At 73.8% G+C, this 18,923-nt stretch carries 19 protein-coding genes; 14 read left to right on the top strand and 5 right to left on the bottom strand.

Annotated elements, in window-relative coordinates:
- Window positions 1-11 precede the first annotated feature (11 nt).
- The 8 genes from ACWEJ6_RS37160 to ACWEJ6_RS37195 all read left to right on the top strand — a co-directional run bounded on the left by ACWEJ6_RS37160 (window position 12) and on the right by ACWEJ6_RS37195 (window position 9,081).
- Complete coding sequence (locus ACWEJ6_RS37160; RefSeq protein ID WP_352356043.1) at window positions 12-1,235, top strand: ABC transporter substrate-binding protein; 1,224 nt, start codon at window positions 12-14, stop codon at window positions 1,233-1,235.
- Window positions 1,235-2,089, top strand: coding sequence for a carbohydrate ABC transporter permease (locus tag ACWEJ6_RS37165; protein ID WP_344207378.1), 855 nt, complete (start codon window positions 1,235-1,237; stop codon window positions 2,087-2,089). Before ACWEJ6_RS37160 ends, ACWEJ6_RS37165 begins: the two co-directional genes overlap by 1 nt.
- Window positions 2,086-2,931, top strand: coding sequence for a carbohydrate ABC transporter permease (locus ACWEJ6_RS37170; RefSeq protein WP_358301166.1), 846 nt, complete (start codon window positions 2,086-2,088; stop codon window positions 2,929-2,931). Before ACWEJ6_RS37165 ends, ACWEJ6_RS37170 begins: the two co-directional genes overlap by 4 nt.
- Entirely contained in the window at window positions 2,931-3,953 is a 1,023-nt protein-coding gene (locus ACWEJ6_RS37175) for an NAD-dependent epimerase/dehydratase family protein (protein ID WP_452429898.1), read from the top strand. The genes ACWEJ6_RS37170 and ACWEJ6_RS37175 overlap by 1 nt, the downstream gene beginning before the upstream one ends.
- A complete protein-coding gene (locus ACWEJ6_RS37180) occupies window positions 3,953-4,969 on the top strand; it encodes a dihydrodipicolinate synthase family protein (protein WP_397161905.1) in 1,017 nt (338 codons plus the stop codon). Before ACWEJ6_RS37175 ends, ACWEJ6_RS37180 begins: the two co-directional genes overlap by 1 nt.
- Entirely contained in the window at window positions 4,953-5,927 is a 975-nt protein-coding gene (locus tag ACWEJ6_RS37185; protein WP_387678510.1) for a hydroxyacid dehydrogenase, read from the top strand. The genes ACWEJ6_RS37180 and ACWEJ6_RS37185 overlap by 17 nt, the downstream gene beginning before the upstream one ends.
- Window positions 5,924-6,781 (top strand): GNAT family N-acetyltransferase, encoded by an 858-nt coding sequence (locus ACWEJ6_RS37190; protein WP_452429901.1) that lies wholly within the window; start codon window positions 5,924-5,926, stop codon window positions 6,779-6,781. The genes ACWEJ6_RS37185 and ACWEJ6_RS37190 overlap by 4 nt, the downstream gene beginning before the upstream one ends.
- A 143-nt stretch (window positions 6,782-6,924) precedes the next feature.
- Complete coding sequence (locus ACWEJ6_RS37195) at window positions 6,925-9,081, top strand: alpha-L-fucosidase (protein WP_452429903.1); 2,157 nt, start codon at window positions 6,925-6,927, stop codon at window positions 9,079-9,081.
- Window positions 9,082-9,220: 139 nt separating this feature from the next.
- On the opposite strand, the gene ACWEJ6_RS37200 is transcribed toward ACWEJ6_RS37195, so the two are convergent.
- Window positions 9,221-10,768 carry an alpha/beta hydrolase gene (locus ACWEJ6_RS37200; protein WP_452429905.1) on the bottom strand — a complete coding sequence of 516 codons (1,548 nt, stop codon included), beginning with the start codon at window positions 10,766-10,768 and terminating at the stop codon, window positions 9,221-9,223.
- A gap of 138 nt (window positions 10,769-10,906) precedes the next feature.
- On the opposite strand from ACWEJ6_RS37200, the gene ACWEJ6_RS37205 reads away from it, so the two are divergent.
- Window positions 10,907-12,109, top strand: a complete 1,203-nt coding sequence (locus tag ACWEJ6_RS37205) for a sensor histidine kinase (RefSeq protein ID WP_452429907.1) — start codon at window positions 10,907-10,909, stop codon at window positions 12,107-12,109.
- A gap of 17 nt (window positions 12,110-12,126) precedes the next feature.
- Window positions 12,127-12,813 carry a response regulator transcription factor gene (locus ACWEJ6_RS37210; protein WP_452429909.1) on the top strand — a complete coding sequence of 229 codons (687 nt, stop codon included), beginning with the start codon at window positions 12,127-12,129 and terminating at the stop codon, window positions 12,811-12,813.
- Window positions 12,814-12,839: 26 nt separating this feature from the next.
- Here ACWEJ6_RS37210 and ACWEJ6_RS37215 read toward each other — a convergent pair whose 3' ends face one another.
- Window positions 12,840-13,547, bottom strand: a complete 708-nt coding sequence (locus ACWEJ6_RS37215) for an alpha/beta fold hydrolase (RefSeq protein WP_387678492.1) — start codon at window positions 13,545-13,547, stop codon at window positions 12,840-12,842.
- Between the two features lie 82 nt (window positions 13,548-13,629).
- Here ACWEJ6_RS37215 and ACWEJ6_RS37220 point away from each other — a divergent pair, with 82 nt between their 5' ends.
- Both ACWEJ6_RS37220 and ACWEJ6_RS37225 read left to right on the top strand, forming a co-directional pair.
- Window positions 13,630-14,577, top strand: a complete 948-nt coding sequence (locus ACWEJ6_RS37220; protein ID WP_452429912.1) for a helix-turn-helix transcriptional regulator — start codon at window positions 13,630-13,632, stop codon at window positions 14,575-14,577.
- 131 nt (window positions 14,578-14,708) lie between these two features.
- Complete coding sequence (locus ACWEJ6_RS37225) at window positions 14,709-15,080, top strand: hypothetical protein (protein WP_397161914.1); 372 nt, start codon at window positions 14,709-14,711, stop codon at window positions 15,078-15,080.
- 37 nt (window positions 15,081-15,117) lie between these two features.
- Here the strand turns inward: ACWEJ6_RS37225 and ACWEJ6_RS37230 are convergent, their stop codons facing one another.
- Genes ACWEJ6_RS37230 through ACWEJ6_RS37240 form a run of 3 tightly spaced genes read right to left on the bottom strand, consistent with a single transcriptional unit; the run spans window position 15,118 to window position 17,365 of the window.
- Entirely contained in the window at window positions 15,118-16,812 is a 1,695-nt protein-coding gene (locus ACWEJ6_RS37230; protein ID WP_452429914.1) for a SulP family inorganic anion transporter, read from the bottom strand.
- A complete protein-coding gene (locus tag ACWEJ6_RS37235) occupies window positions 16,809-17,150 on the bottom strand; it encodes an ArsR/SmtB family transcription factor (RefSeq protein WP_352327141.1) in 342 nt (113 codons plus the stop codon). Before ACWEJ6_RS37235 ends, ACWEJ6_RS37230 begins: the two co-directional genes overlap by 4 nt.
- Window positions 17,150-17,365 carry a hypothetical protein gene (locus tag ACWEJ6_RS37240; RefSeq protein ID WP_364336686.1) on the bottom strand — a complete coding sequence of 72 codons (216 nt, stop codon included), beginning with the start codon at window positions 17,363-17,365 and terminating at the stop codon, window positions 17,150-17,152. The genes ACWEJ6_RS37235 and ACWEJ6_RS37240 overlap by 1 nt, the downstream gene beginning before the upstream one ends.
- Window positions 17,366-17,479: 114 nt before the next feature.
- Here ACWEJ6_RS37240 and ACWEJ6_RS37245 point away from each other — a divergent pair, with 114 nt between their 5' ends.
- Together ACWEJ6_RS37245 and ACWEJ6_RS37250 are read left to right on the top strand one after the other, a co-directional pair.
- Window positions 17,480-18,094: a TetR/AcrR family transcriptional regulator gene (locus tag ACWEJ6_RS37245; protein ID WP_452429917.1), complete on the top strand. Its 615-nt coding sequence runs from the start codon at window positions 17,480-17,482 to the stop codon at window positions 18,092-18,094.
- Between the two features lie 23 nt (window positions 18,095-18,117).
- Window positions 18,118-18,906, top strand: a complete 789-nt coding sequence (locus tag ACWEJ6_RS37250; protein WP_452429919.1) for an SDR family oxidoreductase — start codon at window positions 18,118-18,120, stop codon at window positions 18,904-18,906.
- Window positions 18,907-18,923: the final 17 nt, after the last annotated feature.

Genomic DNA, 18,923 nt, shown 5'->3' on the forward strand with positions numbered 1-18,923 from the left:
AAGGAACCATCATGCGACTGCGCGCGCTGGCCGCCGCTGCGGCCGCCCTCGGCACGCTGACCGCCTGCGGCGGCGGCTCCGGAGGCGACGAGAAGCAGACCGTGACCATGTGGATCTACCCGAACATCGCCGACCAGCCCAAGCACCAGGCGTTCTGGGACGAGCAGACCAAGGCGTTCGAGGCGGCCAACCCGAACATCGACGTCAAGGTCGAGATCTACCCGTGGGCCAAGCGCGACGAGGCGCTGTCCACGGCGATCGCCGGCAACAAGGCGCCCGACGTGGTCTACCTCATCCCCGACCAGCTCCCCAAGTACGCCAGGACGCTGGAGCCGGTGGACGCCTACCTCGCCGACAAGGCCGACTACCGGGACAACGCCCTGAAGTCGGTCACCATCGACGGCAAGGTCATGGGCGCGCCGATCCTCATGTCGGCCAACCCGCTGGTCTGCAACCAGAAGGCGTTCGACGCCGCCGGCGTCACCGAGTTCCCCAAGACCTGGGACGACGTGCTCGCCCTGGCCCCGAAGTTCAAGGCCAAGGACGTCGACGTCACCAACTACTGGGCCGACCCCGCCGCCACCCTCAACCAGTCGTTCTACCCGCTGCTGTGGCAGGCGGGCGGCGACGTGTTCAGCCCCGACGGCAAGTCGGCGGCGTTCGGCGGCGCCGAGGGCGTCAAGGCGCTGACCTTCCTGAAGAAGCTGGCCGACGGCGGCTACGTGGAGAAGGACCTGCTGACCGGGCTGCCCAAGTTCGAGCAGACCAGGACCGCCCAGAACAAGGTGGCCTGCACCTGGCAGCAGCTGCCCGCCGACGTCGAGTCGTTCTGGGGCAAGGAGAACATCAAGGTCCTGCCGCCGCTGACCGACGCCAAGCAGGTCGCCTACGGCACGGTCGGCTCGCTGGCCCTGCTCAAGGCGTCCGACCACAAGGAGGCGGCGGGCAAGTGGATCGGCTTCGCCACCGGCGCCGCCCCGAGCAAGGCCTACGACCTGGCCTCGGGCTACTTCTCCCCGCGCAAGTCCACCGGCTCGCTGTACGCGGCCGACCCGGTGCAGGCCGAGGTGGAGAAGGCGCTCGACCTGACCACGGCCGGGCCGCTGCACGAGAAGGCGCGTGACGTGATGGGCGTCCTGGCTCCCGAGATCCAGGCCGCGCTGATCGGCAAGAAGACGCCCGAGCAGGCGCTCGCCGACGCGGCCAAGGCCGCGGACGCGCTGCTGGGTGGCTGATGGCGGCGATCGACGTCAGGCGGTGGGAGGCGCGGACCGGACTGCTGTTCGTCCTGCCGTGCCTCCTGCTCTTCCTGCTGTTCCGGTTCGGCCCGTCCGTCGCCGGGGTGCTGCTGGGGTTCTTCGACTCCTCCATCGGCGCCAGCCCGGAGTGGACCGGCGTGGACAACTACCGGCGGATGGCCGCCGACCCCGTCTTCTGGGAGTCGCTGCGCATCACGCTGATCTACACGATCCTGTACGTGCCGGCGTCGATGGCCGCCTCGGTGGGCATGGCGCTGCTGGTGCGCCGCGCCTTCCGCGGGGCGGCCTTCTTCCGCTCGGTCTTCTTCCTGCCCGTCGTCACCAGCCTGGTCCTGGCCGGGACGGTCTTCACCTGGCTGTTCTCCTCCGAGGGGCCGATCACCAAGCTCACCGGGCAGTCCTGGCTGGCCTCCACCACGCTGGTCATCCCGGCCCTGGTGATCGTCTCGGTCTGGTCCAGGTTCGGGTACGGCATGCTGATCGTCCTGGCCCGGCTGCAGGACCTGCCGCGGGAGCTGGAGGAGGCCGCGCTCACCGACGGCGCCTCCACCTGGCAGCGGTTCCGCTACATCGTGGCCCCGCAGCTGCGCCCCGCGCTGTTCTTCGTCGCCGTGATCGAGACGACGAACTCCTTCCAGGTGTTCGACCTGGTCTACGTGATGACCGGCGGCGGCCCGGCGCACGGCAGCTTCACGCTGGTCATGGCCCTGTACGAGCAGGCGTTCAAGAACTTCGACTTCGGCTACGCCAGCGCCATCGGCGTCGCGCTGTTCGTCATGACCCTCGTGGTCGCGCTGGTCCAGCGCCTGATGATCGGGAGGTCGAAGTGACGACATACCGCCCGTACAAGGCGCTGGAGCCGACCAGGGGCGGCAAGGTGGCCAGGTTCGTCCTGCTGGCCGTCGCCACGCCGGTCACGCTGTTCCCGTTCTACGCGATGGTCGTGCTGTCGCTGAAGCCGGGCACGGCCGTGACGTTCCCGGAGAGCATGCTGCCCTGGCCGGTCGACTTCAGCGCCTACGGCGAGGTGCTGGGCGGCCGCGACCTGGTCACCTGGACCGTCAACACGCTGATCTACTCCGTGGTCAGCGTGGTGGCCGTGCTGCTGCTGGCCTCGCTGGCCGGATACGCCTTCGCCAAGAAACGGTTCCCCGGCCGCGAGCCCATGTTCTGGTCGTTCCTGGCCATGGTCATGGTGCCCTACCACGTGACGCTCATCCCGACCTTCATGCTCATCGCCGAGCTGGGCGGGGTGGACACGTACTGGGGGCTGATCCTGCCGACGCTCGCCAACGCGCAGGCGGTCTTCCTCATGCGGCAGTTCATCATGGGCCTGCCGGACGAGCTGTTCGAGGCGGCCCGGCTCGACGGCGCCTCCGAATGGCGGATCTTCATCAGGATCGTCCTGCCGTTGTGCAAGCCGATCCTGGCCACGCTGGGCGTCTTCGTCTTCCTGTGGCACTGGAACGACCTGCTCTGGCCGCTCATCATCGGCGGCGGCGCCGACATGCGCACCCTGACCGTGGGCATCGCCTCCCTGCAGACGGAGAACGTGCCGCTCAGCGTCGTGCTGGCCGGGGCCACGGTCGCGTTCGTACCGATCTTCGCCGCCTACCTGGTCGGCCAGCGTTATTTCACCGAAGGAGTCACGATGTCGGGGATCAAGGGTTGATGTTCACCTCCGTCGACGATCTGGAAGAGCACCTCACCCGCCCGTCCGAGTCGCTCGTCGCCGACCTCGCCGCCGGCTCCGGCGACCTGGTCGTGCTGGGCGCCGGGGGCAAGATGGGGCCCACGTTGTGCCGCCTGGCCCGGCGCGGCCTGGACGCCGCCGGTCGCGGCGACGACCGCGTCTTCGCCGTCTCCCGGTGGTCCGACCGCGCGGCGGCCGGCGCCCTCGCCGCGCACGGCGTGGACGTCGTCCCCTTCGACCTGCTCGACGGCGACCTGGGCACGCTGCCCGACGCCGCGGACGTGGTCTTCATGGTCGGGGCGAAGTTCGGCACGTCCGCCGCGCCGTACCTGGCCTGGGTCGTCAACGCGGCCCTGCCCGCCCGCGTCGCCGAGCGGTACGGCGGTGCGCGCGTCGCGGCGCTGTCCACGGGCAACGTCTACCCGCTGGTGCCCCTGTCATCCGGCGGGAGCGTCGAGGGCGACCCGGTCGGGCCGGTGGGCGAGTACGCGATGAGCTGCCTCGGCCGCGAGCGCGTCTTCGAGCACGCGGCCGCCGCCCGCGGCACGGCCGTGACGATCGTCCGCCTCAACTACGCCGTGGACCTGCGGTACGGCGTGCTGGCCGACATCGGGCAGCGGGTGCTGTCCGGCGCTCCGGTGGACGTGACGACCGGGCACGTCAACGTGGTGTGGCAGGGCTACGCCAACGAGGTCGTGCTGCGCTCGCTGGGCCACGCGACGGCGGGCACGCCGTTCACGCTGAACCTGACCGGCCCCGAGACCGCCTCGGTGCGCCGGGTGGCCGCCGCCTTCGGCGCGCGCCTCGGCACGCCGGTGTCCTTCGAGGGCGCGGAGGCCGCGACGGCGCTGCTGAACGACGCCACGCTGTGCCACCGCCTGTTCGGCTACCCGAACGTGCCGCTGGGCACGCTGGTCGACTGGCAGGCCGACTGGCTGGCCGCCGGGCTGCCGACGTCGGGCAAGCCCACCAAGTTCGCCGTACGAGACGGGAGATTCTGATGCCCACGCCGAACCCCGCGCTGTCGCGCCTGCGGGCGGGGACCGTCATCCCCGCCCACCCGCTGGCGCTCACCGCGGACCGGACGCTGGACGAGCGCCGCCAGGCCGCGCTCACCCGGTACTACCTGGCGGCGGGGGCCGGCGGCCTGGCCGTGGGCGTGCACACGACCCAGTTCGAGATCCGCGGGGCCGGGCTGCTGGAGCCGGTCCTCCGGCTGGCCGCCGACGTCGCCCGTGAGTCCGCCCGCGACTCCGCCCGGGAGCGGCCGGTGCTGGTCGCCGGGGCGTGCGGGCCGACCGCGCAGGCGGTGGCCGAGGCCGAGCTGGCCGCCTCGCTGGGGTACGACGCCGTGCTGCTCTCGCCGGTCGTGCCCGGCGCCTCCGAGGACGACCTGCTGGCGCGGGCGCGGGCCGTGGGCGAGGTGCTGCCGGTCGTCGGCTTCTACCTCCAGGCGGCGATCGGCGGGCCGGTGTTGTCGCGCGGCTTCTGGCGGGCCCTGGCCGACCAGCCCTCCACGGTCGCGGTGAAGGTGGCGGCGTTCGACCGCTACCGCTCGCTGGACGTGGCGCACGGCGTGGCCGCCTCCGACCGGGCCGACCAGGTCGCCCTCTACACGGGCAACGACGACCACATCATCGGCGACCTGCTGGCCGAGCTGCCCGGCGGCCTGCGCTTCGCCGGCGGCCTGCTCGGCCAGTGGGCGGTGTGGACGCGGGCGGCGGTGGAGATGGTCGACGGCCTGCGCGACGACCCGGCGCGGTGGTGGGGCCGGGCCACGGCGCTCACCGACGCCAACGCCGCCGTCTTCGACAGCGCCAACGCCTTCGCCGGCTGCATCGCCGGCGTGCACGAGGTGCTGCGCAGGCAGGGCCTGCTGGCCGGCACCTGGTGCCTCGACCCGGACGAGGGCCTCTCCCCCGGCCAGGCCGAGGAGCTGACCCGGGTCAGCGCCGCCTACCCGTGGCTGACCGACGACGACTTCGTGGCGGAGCACCGCGATGCCTGGCTCGGCTGACTCCGCCGTGCGCGTCCTGGTCAGCGTCCCGCCGCCGCTGCGCGCGCAGTTCTTCCCCGACCCCGCCGCCCTGCTGGCCCTGGGGGACGTGCGGCTGCTCGACGACCACCGCGCGCTGCCCGAGGCGCTGCCCGGCACCGAGGTGCTGGTGACCTCCTGGGGGGTGCCGCCGCTGACCGCCGAGCTGCTCGACCGGGCGCCGGGGCTGCGGCTGGTCGCGCACACCGGAGCGACGGTCAAGCCGTTCGTGACCGGCGAGCTGTGGGCGCGGGGCGTCCGGGTGACGCAGGCGGGCGCGGCCATGGCCCGGTCGGTGGCCGAGGTGGCGCTGACGTTCACGCTGGCGCTGCTGCACCAGGTGCACCGCTTCGACCACGCCCTGCGCGGCGGCCGGCCGTGGGAGGCGGCCGAGCGGGCGCCGGCCAGGCGGGAGATCCTCGGCTGCCCGATCGGCGTCATCGGCGCCTCCAGGACCGGCCGGGCCTACCTCGACCTCGTCCGCGCGCTCGGCGCCGAGGTCACCGTCGCCGACCCGTACCACGAGGGCGCCGTGGAGCTGGACGAGCTGCTGTCCACCAGCCGGATCGTGGCCGTGCACGCCCCGGCGCTGCCGGAGACGCGCCACCTGCTCGGGGCGCGGGAGCTGGCGCTGATGCCCGACGGCGCCGGGCTGGTCAACACCGCCAGGTCGTGGCTGGTGGACGAGGCCGCCCTGCTGGCCGAGCTGCGTCCGGGACGGCTGGACGCGGCGATCGACGTCTTCGACGAGGAGCCGCTGCCGGTCGGGCACCCGTTCCGCGCGCTGCCGAACGTGCTGCTCACCCCGCACCAGGCGGCCGGCACCGATTCGGGGCGGGCCCGTCAGGGCCGGGTGGTGGTCGAGGAGATCGCCCGGTACGCCGGCGGCCTCCCGCTGGCGCACGAGGTGACGCCGGAGCTGCTGGGGAGGATGGGATGACGTCCCTGCGCACCGCCCGTCCGGGCGACCGGGAGGCGCTCTACGCGCTGTGGGCCGCCTGCTTCGACGCCCCGCACGTGGTGCCCCTGTACGAGACCGACCCCGGCCGGTACGGCCGGACGTTCGTGACCGGCGACGTGTCGGCCTGCGTGTACTACCTGCCGCGCCGGCTGCACGACGGCCTGGGCGGCGAGGTGCGGACAGGGGGCGTGGCCAACGTCGCCGCCCATCCGTCGGTCCGCGGGCGCGGGCACGTCCGGCGGCTGCTGGCGATGGCGGCCGAGGCGATGGCGGCCGACGGCTGCGCCTGGTCGTTGCTGTTCACCGGCACGCCCGGGGTCTACAAGGACTGGACCGGCTTCGAGCTGCGGACGGTGTCCGGCCCGTTGCGCCGGACCGGCCCGGCCGGGCGGGAGCTGCGCAGGATCCCGGCCGGCGAGGCGGCGGTGCTGCGGGAGGTGTACGAGCGGCACAACGCGCGGCGTCCGCTGACCGCCGTGCGCGACGAGGCGCACTGGCGGGACCGGCTGCCCATCTGGTACGGCGACCCGGTCGAGCTGCTGGCCGGGGACGCCGGGTACGCCGCCGTGCGCTGGGACGGCGGCGTCCTCGACGTGCTGGAGGTGGCCGGGGACCTGCCCGGGGTGCTCTCCGCGCTGGCCGCCGAGGCGGCGGCCCGGGGCGTCCGTACCGGCAGGGCCCGGCTGACCTGGGGCGAGCCGGCCCTGCCGCACCTGTTCGGGAGCGTCGTCCGGGAGCGGGACCGCACGGGGATGGCCCGCGCGATCCTGGGCGACCCGGGCCCCGTGGTGGGCGCGGAGAACGCCGCCCACTGGCCGGCGGACTACTTCTGACCGCTACGCCTCTCCAGACAGACATCGGATGAATCTCCGCGCAGCTCTTGCCGAGAGATCAAAGATCGGGCTACCTTTCCTCCAATCTCTCCCCCCGCTTTGGAGTGGACATGGCCCGCTTACGTCGACTTCTCGCCGTCTCCATGCTCAGTATCATCGGATGTCTTCCCGCTCCTGCCCAGGCCGCCACGGACGGCCCCTACGAGCCGACCGTCGAATCCCTGAACAGTCACCCGACCCCTAATTGGTTCAACAACGACAAGTTCGGCATCTTCCTCCATTGGGGGGCGTACTCCGTCCCGGCCTGGGGCCCGCGCGGCAGTTACGCCGAGTGGTACTGGTACTACATGAACTCCCCCGGGAACGCGACCAACAGCTACCACCGGGACACCTACGGGCCGGACTTCGCCTACGACCGCTTCGCCGAGCAGTGGAAGGCCGAGAAGTTCGACGCCGCCGACTGGGTCAAGCTCTTCAACGACGCCGGGGCCAAGTACTTCGTCCTCACCTCCAAGCACCACGAGGGCGTCGCCCTGTGGGACAGCAAGGTGAGCGAGCGCGACACCATGGCGATGGGCCCGAAGCGCGACCTGGCCAAGGAGCTGTTCACCGCGGCCCGCGCCGACGGGAAGCTGCGCGCGGGCTTCTACTACTCGCTCATGGAGTGGTACAACCCGCTGTTCACCGGCCACCCGGCGACCAACCCGTACACCGGCCAGCCGGTGCCCTACACCGGGGCCCCGCAGAGCGGCGACTACGTCAAGGACTACATGCTCCCGCAGATGCGCGAGCTGATCGACGGCTACGACCCCGACATCCTGTGGTGCGACGGCCAATGGGACCGCTCGGCCGCCCAGTGGCAGACCGCCGGGGTGATCGCCGACTACTACAACAAGGCGGCGAAGAAGGGCAAGGAGGTCGCGGTCGCCAACCGGTGCAAGATCGAGAGCGGCGCGCTGGAGAGCCACGAGCTGGACTTCCAGACGCCCGAGTACTCCGTCAAGCCGGACATCGACCCCGTCAAGTGGGAGGCCAGCCGCGGCATCGCGCACTCCTACGGCTACAACCAGAACGAGCCCATCGAGGACTACCTGACCTCCGACCAGCTCGTGGACTCCTTCGTGGACATCGTCAGCAAGAACGGCAACCTGCTGCTGGACGTGGGCCCGAAGGCCGACGGCACCATCCCCGACGTGCAGCGGGAACGGCTGCTGGACATGGGCTCCTGGCTGAAGGTCAACGGCGAGGCCATGTACGGCACCACGTACTGGACGCGCGCCGAGGAGAAGGGCGGCCCGGACGACGTCCGGTACACCGTCAAGGACGGCGTCCTCTACGCGACCGCGCTGAAGTGGCCGGGCGAGCGGCTCACGCTGGGCGCGGACGTGCCGGCGGGCCCCGGGACGCGGATCACGCTGCTCGGCTCCGACGCCGGCCCGCTGCCGTGGCAGCGCGACGAGCAGGGCCGGGTGGTCGTCACCACGCCCGCCGAGACCGGGCAGTACGCCTACTCGTTCAAGATCGAGACGCCCGGGGTGACGGCCCTGCCGCGCTTCGGCACCGACCTGCCCGAGCAGGCGCAGGCCGGTGAGACCCTCACCGGCAAGGTGACCGTCACCAACCCCGGCTCCACGCCGCTGCGCGCGGCCTCGCTGACCCTCGCCGCGCCCGACGGCTGGACGGTCACCCCGGCGAGCACCCGGATCGGCCGCCTGGCCGCCGGGGCGAGCACCGAGGTGCCGGTCACCGTGACCGTGCCGCCCGGGGCCGAGCCCGCCGCGCTCGGGATCCAGGCGACGCTCAAGTCCGGACGGCTGCGCGCGGCGTACCGGCTCCCCGTCTCGGTGGTGCTGCCGAACCTGGCCCAGGGCAAGCCGGCCACCCAGCAGAGCACCGGCTACGACGCCCCGGCCGCGCGGGCCGTGGACGGCAACACCGACGGCGGCTTCTGGAACGGCTCGGTCACCCACACCCAGGAACCGGCCAGGGAAGCCTGGTGGCAGGTCGATCTGGGGGCCTCGGCCGCGCTGGACAGCGTGGAGATCTGGAACCGCACCGACTGCTGCGCCGAACGGTTGCGGGACTACTGGGTGATGTCCTCCGAGCAGCCGATCACCGCCGACGGCCTGGAGGCGGCCCGCACGACGCCGGGCGTGACCGCCGTGCACGTGCAGGAACAGGCCGGCCGGCCCAGCACGGTCAAACTGCCCGCCGGCACCACCGGCCGGCACGTGCGCATCCAGCTCTCCTCCGGCACCGACCCGCTCGCCCTGGCGGAGGTACGGGTGAGAGGCCGCTAACGCGGGCGGCGGACCACCAGGCCCCGCTCCCCGCCCTCGCGACCGAGGGCGGGGAGCACCGTTTCCCGAGCCCTGCCCTCCCGAGCCCGGCCCTCCCGAGCCCGGCCCTCCCTAGCCCGGCCTCCCATCGGCGGGCCGGTCAGGGGCGGCAGGTCTGGTCGGTGGCGGGGAGTGCGCCGGTGGCCAGGTAGGCGTTGACCTTGGCGTCCACGCAGGCGTTGCCGTACTCGCCGTAGATCCCGTGGGCGATGGCGCCGCGCAGGGTGAGCAGGCGGGAGCCGGTCAGCGCCCGGTGCATGGCCTTGCTGCCCTCGTAGGTGGTGGCGGTGTCGCCGGTGGCGGACACGATCAGCGCGGGGGTGGGGTTGGCGACGTGCGTGAGCGGCTCGCGCGGCTCGTCCGGCCAGAAGGCGCAGGGCCAGATGTTGTTCTTGACCGGGCCGAAGAGCGGGTGACGCGCCCGGCTGCGCTGGACGTCGTCCCAGTAGACGTCGGGGTCGCCCGGCGCGGCCCGGTCGCCGCAGGTGATCGCGGCGGCCGGGCTGGCCAGCGGCGAACCGGCGCCGGTCAGGACGAACGCCAGGAATCCGGCGAGCTCGGCGCCGGGTTCGGCGCGGCGGCCGTGCGCGGCCTCGTTCAGGGTCCGGACGGTGGCGGCGAACTCGGCGCGCGCCTCGGGACGGTCGTTCGCGGAGCCGACGGAGAGCAGGTACGGGACCGCCTGGTCGTCCACCTCGTACGCCCCGACGCGCAGCGGACGCTCCTCCGCGGCGGCGACGATCGTGTCCACGGTGGCGAGCACGCGGGCGGGGGTCGCGCCGAGCCCGTAGGTTCCGTGGCGTCCGGCGGCCCAGGACGCCCAGGCGCGCAGCGCGCGGTCCGCCTCGTCCTCGGTGCCCCGCATCGCCCTGGGGCCCCACTTGCCCGGGTCGCCCGCGCTGTCCAGGACCACCCGGTCGGTGCGGCCGGGGAACATCTGCGTGTAGACCGCGCCCAGGTAGCTGCCGTAGGAGTAGCCGAGGAAGGAGATCCGGCGCTCCCCCAGGGCTCGGCGCACGAGGTCGATGTCGCGGGCCGTGTCGCGGGTGTTGGCGTACGGGAGCACGTCGGCGTGCCGCTGGGCGCAGCGCTCGGCCAGGTCGCGCTGCACCGCCACCTGGTGGTCGAACCGGGCGCGGGTCGAGCCGGCCGAGCGCAGCCACAGGCCGATGGGCCAGCCGCAGTCGAGCGGCGTGCTGCGCCCGACGAAACGCGGGTCCAGGCCGATGACGTCGTACCGGGCGGCGACGTCCTTCATGGCCGCGCGGGTCCGCAGGGGCATGCCGAGCGTGCTCTCGCCGGGGCCGCCGCTGTTGAGCACCAGGGCGCCGAGGCGATGGGCGCGGTCGGTCGCGGGGATGCGGGACAGCGCGAGCTTGATGGCGCGGCCGCCCGGCCTGGAGTGGTCGAGCGGGACGGCGAGCTCCGCGCAGCGCGCGCCCGCCTGGTCGAGCTGCCTGCCGACGGCGTCGTCCGGGCCCAGGGAGCAGCGTTTCCAGTCGAGCGCCGGGGGTTTCCCGCCGGTCGCCGCGGGCGCGCCGGCGTCGGCTCCGGCCGGGGGCGCGACGGCGACGGACAGGGCGATCAGGGCGGTCAGTGCGATGGCCGGGACCAGACGGCCGAGCGGCCGCACACGTGTCGGTTTCATGGCCGGGGACGCTATTCCGGCCGGACGCCCGGCACGATACAGCCGGCCGCACGCCCTTGGTACAGCCCGCTGTAGTGTCCGGCCGCGGACGGTGACGGGATACTGGTGCCCCGGTACGCAGGTCAGGAGGAGGTGCGCATGCGTGACCGCGCTCTCCCCGGCTCGGTCTCCCGGCTGTTCTCCGGTTCGACGTCCTGGCTGTCGTCCGGCTCGGTCTCCCGGCTGTCGTCCGGGTCGGGCTACCTGCTGGGCACGCTGGCCACCGCCGTGGCCACGGCGCTCGCGCTCCCGGTGCTGCTCGCGCCGGCGGCGGGGCGGGGCTGGGCGGCCTGGCACCGCCGGCGGGCCGGGCGGCTGCTCGGCGTCCCGGCCGGCGGCGCGCCGGGCGGGCGGCGGGATCTCGCCTGGGCGCTCGCGCACGTCGCCACCGGGTTCCCGCTCGGGCTGGCCGCCCTGCTGTGCCTGGGCAACATCGTGGTCGCCGCGGTGGCGATGGTCGCGTGGCAGGCGTTCCCGGCGGACGCGCGTCCCACGCTGTTCTCGTTCTTCGACGTTCCCGTGGACGATTGGGCGACCGCGCTGGCCGGCGGGTCGGCCCAGATCGTCGTCCTCGGCGCGGCGGCCTGGTGGGGGCTGCCCGCGCTGGCCCGGCTGCACGCCCGGCTGTCCCTGGCGCTGCTCGCGCCGTCGGCCCGCGAACGGCTCACCGAGCGGGTCGACGTGCTGACCAGGAGCCGGGTCGGCGTGGTCGACGCCCACGGCGCGGAGCTCCAGCGCATCGAACGCGACCTGCACGACGGGACGCAGGCCCGCCTGGTGACCATCGCCATGCACCTCGGCCTGGCCCGCGAGTCGCTCGCCGACGACCCGGACACGGTCGCCCTGCTGCTCCAGGAGGCGCACGAGACGGCGGAGGAGGCGATGGCCGAGCTGCGCGCGGTGCTCCAGACGATCTACCCGCCGATCCTCGCCGACCGCGGACTCGACGGCGCGCTGACGGCGCTGGCCGCCCGGTCGAGCGTGCCGGTCCACATCGAGCTCGCCGACCTGGGCGCGCTGCCGCCGTCCGTGGAGACGGTGGCCTACTACGTGATCGCCGAGGCGCTGACGAACGTGACCAAGCACGCCGCCGCCACCAGGGCGTCCCTGCGGATCGAGCGGGCCGGCGACGTGCTGTCCGTCGAGGTCACCGACGACGGCAGGGGCGGCGCCGACGAGGCGCGCGGCACCGGGATCCCCGGGATCCGCCGGCGGGTCGCCGCCCTCGACGGCACGCTGCGCCTCGACAGCCCGCCGGGCGGCCCCACCACGCTCGCCGTCCGGATGCCGTGCGCGTCGTGACCGTCGAAGGAGGCCCCTTGCGGGTCGTGATCGCCGAGGACAACGTCCTGCTGGCCAGCGGGCTGAAGCTGCTGCTGGCGGCCAGGGGCTGCGAGGTCGTCGCGGTCGTCGGCGACGGCGAGGCGTTCCTGCTCGCCGTCGCCGAGCACCGCCCCGACATCGCCATCGTCGACGTGCGGCTGCCGCCGTCGTTCCGCGACGAGGGCATCCACGCCGCGCTGCGGGCCCGCCGCGAGCACGGCGCGCTGCCGATCCTGGTGCTCTCGCAGTACGTCGAGCGCGAGTACGCCGGCGAACTGCTCGCCGACGGCCGCGGCGGCATCGGCTACCTGCTCAAGGACCGCATCGGCCGGGTGGCCGAGTTCGCCGACGCCCTGCGGCGGGTCGCGGTCGGCGGCACCGCGATGGACCCGGAAGTGGTCGCCCAGCTCTTCGCCCGCCGCGCCGACGACCCCCTCGCCGCCCTCACCGCCCGCGAACGGGAGTCCCTGGCCCTCATGGCGCAGGGGCACGACAACGCCACCATCGCCGAGCGCATGCGCATCTCCGACAACGCCGTCCACAAGCACATCGGCAACGTCTTCGCCAAGCTCGGCCTGGCCCCGGACGACTCCGGCCACCGCCGCGTCCGCGCCGTGCTCGCCTACCTGGACGGCACGCCGCGCCCGCCCGAGCAGCCCCCCGTCTGCGGAAAGCCGCGCTGACCCGGGCTTTCCGGCACCCGGTGACGTCAGAGCAGCGCGGCGAGCTCGGCCGGCCGCGAGAACATCGGCCAGTGGCCGGTCGGCAGCTCGGCGAACGTCCACTCGGGCGTGCCGAGCGCGGCGAACGCCGGGTTCCCCGAGTCGATCAGCTCGCGGATCAGCGCCACCGGCATGGTCGAGGCGACCATGGTCTTCGGCGTCGCCGGGATGCGCTCCGGCCGCTGCGCCGGCTGCACGGCCGCGCCCCACGGCTGGGGCGTCGCCTTCGCGCGGATCTGCTCCCATCGTTCCTCGGTCAGGCCCGCGAACTTGCCCGCCCCCTGCTCGTAGGCGGGCACGTCGAGCGCGTGGCCGTCCCCTACCTGGGCGCGCCAGGCATTCTGGGTGTCCTCGTCGTTGAAGTCGATCACCGCCGCCCCGGACGGCAGCGGCCCGGCGTCCACGTAGACGACCCGGCTGAGCCGCTCGGGATGCCGGTCGGCGACCGCGGTCACCGGGACGTTCGCCCCGCTGTGCCCGACCAGGACGACGTCGTCCCATCCGTCCATCGCCGCCAGGATGTCGGCGACGTGCGTCTCCACGCCGACCTCCGGTGACAGCTCGCCGGCCCGCTCCGCCACCCCCGTCAGGGTGACCGCCCGCACCTGGTGCCCGGCGGCGCGCAGTTCGTGCGCCACCTCGTCCCAGGCCCAGGCGCCGAGCCAGAATCCGGGCACCAGCACGTAGTTCGCCATCTCGTCGTCCTTCCAAGTGAGCCGATGTCGCTACGCTAAAGCCGAAAGCGGACAGAACCCGCCCGGATAAAGAGGGTGACCTGTGTCATATCCGGCGACCCGGATGCTGGCGATGCTCGAACTGCTCCAGGCCCACCACGTGCTGGGCGGTCGCGACCTCGCCCAGCGGCTCGGCGTGGACGAACGGACCGTCCGCCGTTACGCCGCCCGGCTCGCCGACCTGGGCATCCCCGTCGCCGCCGAACGCGGCCGGTACGGCGGCTACCGGCTGATGCCCGGCTACAAGCTGCCGCCGCTGATGCTCACCGACGACGAGGCCACCGCCGTCGTCCTCGGCCTGCTCGCCGGACGCCGCCTGGGCCTGGCCGCCGAGGCCACGGAGGCCGCCCTGGCCAAGATCCGGCGGGTGCTGCCGGCCACGCTGCGGCAGCAGGCCGGCGCGCTGGAGGAGACCCTCGACTTCACCCTCGCCGCCCGCGCGGCGCGGACGCCCGCGAGCCGGGCCGTGCTGACCCTGGCCGCCGCGATCCGCGACCGCCGCCGGGTCACGCTGGGCTACCGCTCCTGGAAGGGCTCCACCACCGAACGCGAACTGGACGGCCACGGCCTGGTCTTCCACTCCGGCCGCTGGTACGTGACCGGCCTCGACCACCTGTCCGGCGAGCTGCGCACCTTCCGCCTCGACCGGATCTCCTCGGTCGTCCCGGGGACGGCCTCCTACGAGATCCCCGCGGAGTCCGACCCGGTGCGGCAGGTCACCGCGTCGCTGGCCCGGGTGCCGTACGCGCACCTCGTCGAGGTCGTGCTGGGCGTGCCCCTCGCGGAGGCGGCCCGTCGCATCCCGCCGTCGGTGGCCACGCTCACCGAGACCCCGGACGGAGTGCTGCTGCGGATGCGCGCCGAGTCCCTGGACGGCATGGCAGCCATGCTCGCCGGGCTCGGCTTCCCGTTCACGATCCAGTCGCCGCCGGAGCTGCGCACGGCCGTCCGCCGCCTGGCCCAGGGCCTGCTGGACCAGACCTCCGGGTGAGGCGGTACTGGAGGGACGGTGCCAGCCGGGTCCGTCCGGGTCCGTCCGAGCTGCTGTTGGACACCCCGGACCGGCCGCTTGCCTGGGGTGCGAGGCGGCCGACCGGGCCGCCCGCAGCGAAGGAGAGACCCGTGAACGCATCCAGCGCGCCGCGCCCCAGGACCAGGAAGGTCACCGCGGCCCTCGCCGCCACCGCACTCGCCGCCGGGCTCGGCCTGGCCGCCCTCGCCACCACCGCGCCGCCCGCCCAGGCGACCTCCGCGGCCGGCCCCGCGACCGGCCAGCCGGGCCTGGACCGGCTGCACGCGTACTGCCAGAGCCTGGGCCACCTCAACTCCGTGGCCCAGAATCCGAAGTCGGTCTGGAGCTGGCGCTGCGTCGGCGTGGACGGCACCATGCACGGCATCAACATGCACGACGCGTGCCGCTGGCAGCACGGCGCGGGCCTGTCCCACGCCGCCTTCCACGACGAGCGCAACGCCTTCTCCTGGTACTGCTACTGATCGCGGCACCGCCTGCCCGCCCCGCCTTCGTCGGCGGTCAGCCGATGGGGGCGGGGAGGACGCCGGTGCGGTGGAGATGGCGGCGGGCCGCCGCGATGGCCTCCGGGGTCGAGGCGAACACCTGGCCGGCCTCGTCCAGGCGGGCGATCGCGCCCAGGGCGCGCAGCGGCCGGTGGTGGCCGTCCCGGATGCCGGAGACGTACACGGTGATGCCGCGTCGTTCCAGGCGGGCGACGGCGTCGCCGAGCACCAGGGCGCCGCTGGCGTCGATCGTGGTGATGCGGGACATGCGCAGGATCACCACCGAGACGTCGGCGACCTCCGACAGCTCCAGCAGGAAGCGGTGCGCCGCGGCGAAGAACAGCGGCCCGTCCAGCCGGTAGGCGACGATGTGCTCGGCCAGCAGCTCGTGCTCCTCGGCGTCGTGGTCGCCGGGCAGGTCGGCCCGCAGGGGCACGGTGTCCAGGCGCACGTTCCCGGCGATGGCGCGCAGCGCGAGCGCCCCGGCCACGATCAGGCCGAGGATGACGGCGGTGACCAGGTCGAGGACGACGGTCGCGACCGCGGTCGAGACCAGGACGACGGCGTCGGCCCGGGTGGAGCGCAGCATCGACGTCACCGAGCCGACCTCGACCATCCGCGCCGCGGTGGCCAGCAGCACCCCGGCCAGGGCCGCCAGCGGGATGCGGGCGACCAGCCCGGCGGCGGTGAACACGATGACGCCGAGAATCGCGGCGTGCGCGAGCGCGGCCAGCCGGGACGACGCGCCCGCGCGCACGTTGACGGCGGTGCGGGCGATCGCGCCGGTGGCCGGGACGCCGCCGAACAGCGGGGCGACCAGGTTGGCGATGCCCTGGCCGAACAGCTCGCGGTCGGGGTCGTGCCGATGGTTGACGCTCATGCCGTCGGCGACGGCGGCCGACAACAACGATTCCAGCGCGGCCAGCGCGGCCACGGCGAACGCGGGGGCGACGAGGGAGCTCAGCGCGCCGACGTCCAGGAACTCCAGGGACGGGGCGGGCAGCCCCGCGGGCAGGGCGCCGATGCGTGTCACCGGCAACCCCGCCAGCTCGGCGACGAGCGTGGCGGCGACGACGGCGAGCAGCGAGAACGGCACAGCGGGCCGCCGGCGTCCGCCGACCAGGATCAGCGCCGCGACCGCCGCGGCCATGGCGAGGGCGGCCCAGTTCGGACGGGCGGCGAAGTCGCGTACCGCCTGCCAGGCCACGGCCAGCACCTTGTCACCCGCGGGCGTGGGCACGCCGAGCGCGGCGGGCACCTGCTGCATGCCGATCACGCAGGCGATGCCCAGGGTGAAGCCCTCCACCACCGGCGCGGGCACCAGCATCATGAACCGGCCCGCCCGGGCCAGGGCCAGGCCGAGCAGCAGCAGCCCGGCCAGCAGCCCCACAGTCAGCACGCCGGTGGCGCCGTGCGCGTGCATGATCGGGACGAGCACCACCGTCATCGCCCCGGTCGGCCCGGACACCTGCAGCGCCGAGCCGCCGAAGACGGCGGCCAGCGCGCCGGCCACCACCGCGGTGGCCAGCCCCGCCTGCGCGCCCAGCCCGCTGGAGATGCCGAAGCCGAGCGCCAGCGGCAGCGCCACGATGGCCACCGTCAGCCCGGCCAGCAGGTCGCGGCGCGGATGACGGCCGAACGCGGCCAGATCGGCCCGGCCGGGCAGGACGGGGCGCAGACGGGCCCAGCCCGCCCGGAGCACTGAGGTCACCGTTCGCCGGCCTCCGATTCGAGCAGCTCGTTCAGCAGCGCGTGCCGGCCGGAGAGCTTGGCCTGGAGCAGGTGGCGGGCGGCGCGGAGCAGCTCCGCCACGTCGCCGCCGGACAGCGCGTACACGACGGTCGATCCGTCGCGGCGGGCGGTGACCAGCTCCGAGCGGCGCAGCACGGCCAGATGCTGGGACAGGCCGGTGGGCTCCACCTCGATCTCGGCCAGCAGGTCGCGCACCGGCATCGGGCCGTCCTGGAGCAGCTCCAGCACGCGGATCCGCACCGGATGCCCGAGCAGCCGGAACAGCTCGGCCTTGGCCTCGTACAGGGGGACGGACATCAGCGCGCCTCCTCTCCCCCGCGGGCCGGGCCGGGGTCCGCGCCGGGGCTCTCGTCGGTGTTCACGCCGTGCGCGCGGGCCATCCGCAGCACCTCGTCCAGCCCGCCGGCGGCGGCCAGCGCGGCGTCGGCGTCGCCGTCCTGTTCGGCCGCGCGCAGCGCGCCGGCCGCCTCATCCACCCGGCGCCGGATCGCCGCAGCGAACGCCTCGCTCACACTGTCCCCTGCCTTCATGCCTGCCTTGACGAGATAAGTGTTAAACGAATTGCGAAAATTCGCAAGTTCTATACAGCTTGCCCATTTGTTATCTGACTAGATAACGTTATCTGCATGGATAACAGCGACGGCGGTCAAGGCCGTCCGCCCGGCCCCCATCAGGCAGCGACCGCGGCCCGCAGGAAGCAGATCATCCGGGCCGCGATCACCCTGCTCGGCGAGCGCGGCTACCAGGCCACCACCTTCGACGCCATCTGCAAGGAGGCCGGGCTCAGCAGCAGCCGGCTGATCACCTACCACTTCTCCAGCAAGGACGAGCTGTTCGCGGCCGTCGCCGACCAGATCGCCGCCGACGCCGAGGCCCACGTGCGTCCCGCCGTGGAGGCCGCGACCGGCGCCCGCGAACTGCTCGCCACCGCCATCCGGGCGAACGTGGCGTTCATCGCCGCCCACTCCTCGCAGGTGCGGGCGCTCCAGCAGATCCTGCTCAACAGCGGTCAAGGCGTCTGGGAACGGCACCACACCGAGTCGCTGGACCGGCTGGCCGGCCTGTTCACGGACGGGCAGCGCGCCGGCGTCTTCCGCACCTTCGACCCGCGGGTCATGGCGGCGGCGCTGCGGGCGTCGATCGACAGCGTCGTCCCGCTCCTCGACGCCGGGCTCGACCCCGGCCTCTGCGCGGACGAACTGGTCGAACTCTTCGACCGCAGTACGAGCGAGAAGTCCTGAGACCGGTCCGGAAGGGGAACACGATGTCAGCTGAAGGGATCGCCGGGCGGACGTACGTCGTCACCGGGTCGGCGTCGGGCATCGGCGCCGCGACCGCCGCCCTGCTCCGTGCCCGCGGCGCCACGGTCATCGGCTGCGACCTCGACGACGCCGACGTCCAGGCCGACCTGTCCACGCCCGAGGGCCGGCGGTCGCTGGTCGACCAGGTGAGCGCGGCCGGGACCGTCGACGCGGTGCTCGCCGTCGCCGGGGGCGGCAGAACCGGGCTGCTGGCGACGAACTACTTCGGCGCGATCGCGACGCTCGAAGGTCTACGTCCGCTGCTGGCGCGGAGCCGGGCCCCTCGTGCCGTGGTCGTGTCGTCGACCTCGTCGCTGGCCCCCGCCGACGAGCGCGTCATGCAGGCGTGCCTGGACGGCGACGAAGCCGCCGCCGTCGCCCTCGTCGAGACGGACCCGTCCGCCGGCGGCCCGGCCGGCGCCTACGGGATCGCCAAGCGCGCGTTGAACCGCTGGGTGCGCAGAGCCGCCCCCACACCGGAGTGGGCGGGCGCCGGCATCGCGCTCAACGCCGTCGCCTCCGGCGTCGTGGACACGCCGGCGGCCGCCTGGATCTTCGCGAGCGAGGAGGCGCGGGCCGCGGTGGAGGCGGCGGCCCCGCAACCGTTCGGCGGCTTCCCCGGGCGGCCGGAGTGGATCGCCGAGCTCCTGTGCTGGCTCGCCGGCGCCGACAACCGCTTCGTCACCGGCCAGATCATCTTCGCCGACGGAGGCGCGGAGGCGGCACTGGTCGGCGACCTTCATTGGCGCTGACGGCGCTGAGGGCGCTG

The organism is Nonomuraea sp. NPDC004702 (assembly GCF_053601695.1).

Excerpts from the sequence above, each read along its gene's own strand:
- ACWEJ6_RS37250 (WP_452429919.1), top strand. The coding sequence starts at position 18,118 with ATGTCAGCTGAAGGGATCGCCGGGCGGACGTACGTCGTCACCGGGTCG.
- ACWEJ6_RS37190 (WP_452429901.1), top strand. The coding sequence starts at position 5,924 with ATGACGTCCCTGCGCACCGCCCGTCCGGGCGACCGGGAGGCGCTCTAC.
- ACWEJ6_RS37165 (WP_344207378.1), top strand. The coding sequence starts at position 1,235 with ATGGCGGCGATCGACGTCAGGCGGTGGGAGGCGCGGACCGGACTGCTG.
- ACWEJ6_RS37180 (WP_397161905.1), top strand. The coding sequence starts at position 3,953 with ATGCCCACGCCGAACCCCGCGCTGTCGCGCCTGCGGGCGGGGACCGTC.
- ACWEJ6_RS37235 (WP_352327141.1), bottom strand. The coding sequence starts at position 17,150 with ATGTCCGTCCCCCTGTACGAGGCCAAGGCCGAGCTGTTCCGGCTGCTC.
- ACWEJ6_RS37245 (WP_452429917.1), top strand. The coding sequence starts at position 17,480 with ATGGATAACAGCGACGGCGGTCAAGGCCGTCCGCCCGGCCCCCATCAG.
- ACWEJ6_RS37200 (WP_452429905.1), bottom strand. The coding sequence starts at position 10,768 with ATGAAACCGACACGTGTGCGGCCGCTCGGCCGTCTGGTCCCGGCCATC.
- ACWEJ6_RS37185 (WP_387678510.1), top strand. The coding sequence starts at position 4,953 with ATGCCTGGCTCGGCTGACTCCGCCGTGCGCGTCCTGGTCAGCGTCCCG.
- ACWEJ6_RS37215 (WP_387678492.1), bottom strand. The coding sequence starts at position 13,547 with ATGGCGAACTACGTGCTGGTGCCCGGATTCTGGCTCGGCGCCTGGGCC.
- ACWEJ6_RS37160 (WP_352356043.1), top strand. The coding sequence starts at position 12 with ATGCGACTGCGCGCGCTGGCCGCCGCTGCGGCCGCCCTCGGCACGCTG.
- ACWEJ6_RS37205 (WP_452429907.1), top strand. The coding sequence starts at position 10,907 with ATGCGTGACCGCGCTCTCCCCGGCTCGGTCTCCCGGCTGTTCTCCGGT.
- ACWEJ6_RS37195 (WP_452429903.1), top strand. The coding sequence starts at position 6,925 with ATGCTCAGTATCATCGGATGTCTTCCCGCTCCTGCCCAGGCCGCCACG.
- ACWEJ6_RS37175 (WP_452429898.1), top strand. The coding sequence starts at position 2,931 with ATGTTCACCTCCGTCGACGATCTGGAAGAGCACCTCACCCGCCCGTCC.